Genomic DNA, 242 nt, shown 5'->3' on the forward strand with positions numbered 1-242 from the left:
CCTTCAAGATCGTTTAGTTTAATCCATTCAGGTTCATGATCTCTAAATTGATAGAATCTAATTACCACATCTTCTCCTTCGATTGTAGAACTTAAAATTAAAATAAAGTCTTTTTCAGGGTAGTTCAACTTTATATTCTCTTTCCAATTCGAAATGAGTTTTATTCCAGTCCTTAAATCCTCTATATGGTAATGATTAATTGAGGCTTCTAAATCTGTTCGATCTTGATAAATGGTTTCTTC

Annotated in this window: 1 pseudogene; it reads right to left on the bottom strand. The window is 30.6% G+C overall.

Annotated features, from left to right (window positions below):
- Positions 1–242, bottom strand: a pseudogene (locus tag Q0V21_RS32790) (hypothetical protein); the annotation flags it as partial.

Source organism: Paenibacillus sp. 11B (assembly GCF_030487755.1).
Lineage (GTDB): Bacteria > Bacillota > Bacilli > Paenibacillales > Paenibacillaceae > Paenibacillus > Paenibacillus vandeheii.